This is a genomic window from Microbacterium sp. zg.Y909, from assembly GCF_024626565.1.
In genome coordinates, this window is sequence record NZ_JANJFJ010000609.1 from 1 (window position 1) to 1,753 (window position 1,753).

Here is a 1,753-nt window from a genome sequence, read left to right on the forward strand (position 1 = left end):
AGCTGCCGGTGCAGGCCCGCATCCCGGAGTCCTACATCGACAGCGAGCGGCTGCGCCTCGAGGCGTACCAGAAGCTGTCGGCCGCGGCATCCGCCACCGCCAAGGACGACGCGATCGATCTCGTCATAGAGGAGCTGACCGACAGGTACGGCGACCTGCCGCCCGAGACGGAGGGGCTGTTCGCCGTCGCGCGCCTGCGGCGCCGGGCCGCCCAGTCCGGGCTCACCGACGTCGTGGCGATGGGTCCGAACCTGCGCGTCGCGCCCGCGCATCTGCCCGACTCGCTGCGCGTGCGCCTGCAGCGGCTGTACCCGAAGGGCAAGCTGCTCGCCGGGGGAGACGCGATGGTCGTGCCGCTGCCGACCGCCGGCGGCGAGGCGCTGGCCGATCGGGATCTCATCGCGTGGGTCTCGCAGCTGCTGGATCAGTTCTTCCCGCTTCCGGCGCCCGCGGTGCCGGAGAAGGCGGCCGGCTGACACGCACCCCCTCGCGCCCGCGGCCGGGGCGTCGTACGGTGGGCGGCGGAGGTGGCCGACGATGAAAGCCGCAGTGGGGGATCGCATCCGCATCCACGGTCGTACCGTGGGCGCGCCGGAGCGTGAAGGCATCGTGACCGAGGTGACCGGCGACCCGGCGTCCCCGTTGCTCACGGTCACATTCGACGACGGCCACGAGGGCATTCTGTCTCCCGGCTCGGACTGCGAGATCACGCACGTCGAGTGACGGGATCCGCCGAGTGAGTATTCAGCGCGCGGCAACCATCGCCGTGTGAGCGGGGGCGCGTCGGCGCGCGAGGAGAGGCGCCGGCGTCGGTGGTCGCGTGCGGCCCCTTGTGCGGGGTTTCGGGCGCCCTTTGTGACGACCGGAGCCCGGCGGGTGGTGCCTCGGCGCCCGGCGTGGGTTCAGTGGCCGCGTCTGTGCCTTTGAGGCGCTCGGAGAGGGCCGCTTGCGGCGGCGTGGACACTCACTCGCGTCAGATGACGCCCTGGGCGAGCATCGCGTGGGCGACCCGCTCGAAACCGGCGGAGTTCGCGCCGACCACGTAGTCGCCCGGGTGCCCGTAGCGCTCGGCGGCGGCGAAGGCGGAGTCGTGCACGCCCTTCATGATCGTCTGCAGCTTGCGCTCGCTGTCGGCGAAGCTCCAGCGCTGGCGCGAGGCATTCTGGCTCATCTCCAGTGCCGACGTTGCGACACCCCCGGCGTTCGCGGCCTTGCCCGGCCCGAACAGCACCCCGGCCCGCTGGAAGGCGGCGACCGCGCCCGGCGTCGACGGCATGTTCGCGCCTTCGGCCACGGCACGCACGCCGTTGGCGATGAGCATGGCAGCGTCGCCCTCGTCGAGCTCGTTCTGCGTCGCCGAGGGGATGGCGATGTCCACCGGCACCTCCCACGGTCGCTTGCCCTCGATGAAGCGGGCGCTGGGGCGCCGGTCCGCGTACGCCGAGATGCGCTCGCGGTCGACCTCCTTCACCTGGCGCAGCAGCACCAGGTCGATGCCGGCATCGTCGACGACATACCCGGACGAATCCGAGGCCGTCACCGGCGTCGCGCCCAGCTGGTATGCCTTGTCGATCGCGTAGACGGCCACGTTGCCCGAGCCCGAGACGGCGACGCGCTTGCCGTGCAGTGAGTCACCGTGAACGCCCAGCATCTCCTGCGCGAAGAACACCGCGCCGTAGCCGGTGGCCTCGGTGCGCACCTCGGCGCCACCCCACTGCACGCCCTTGCCGGTGAACATGCCGGACTCGTGACG

Annotated in this window: 2 protein-coding genes and 1 pseudogene; 2 read left to right on the plus strand and 1 reads right to left on the minus strand. The window is 71.9% G+C overall.

Annotated features, from left to right (window positions below; genetic code table 11):
- Both NQ160_RS23375 and NQ160_RS23380 read left to right on the plus strand, forming a co-directional pair.
- Positions 1-476: TRCF domain-containing protein (locus NQ160_RS23375; protein WP_306854119.1), on the plus strand; the 476-nt coding region annotated here is incomplete at its 5' end.
- A 61-nt stretch (positions 477-537) separates the two neighbouring features.
- Positions 538-723: a DUF1918 domain-containing protein gene (locus tag NQ160_RS23380; protein ID WP_257514896.1), complete on the plus strand. Its 186-nt coding sequence runs from the start codon at positions 538-540 to the stop codon at positions 721-723.
- 250 nt (positions 724-973) lie between these two features.
- On the opposite strand, the pseudogene NQ160_RS23385 reads toward NQ160_RS23380, so the two are convergent.
- Positions 974-1,753, minus strand: a pseudogene (locus NQ160_RS23385) (NADP-specific glutamate dehydrogenase); the annotation flags it as partial.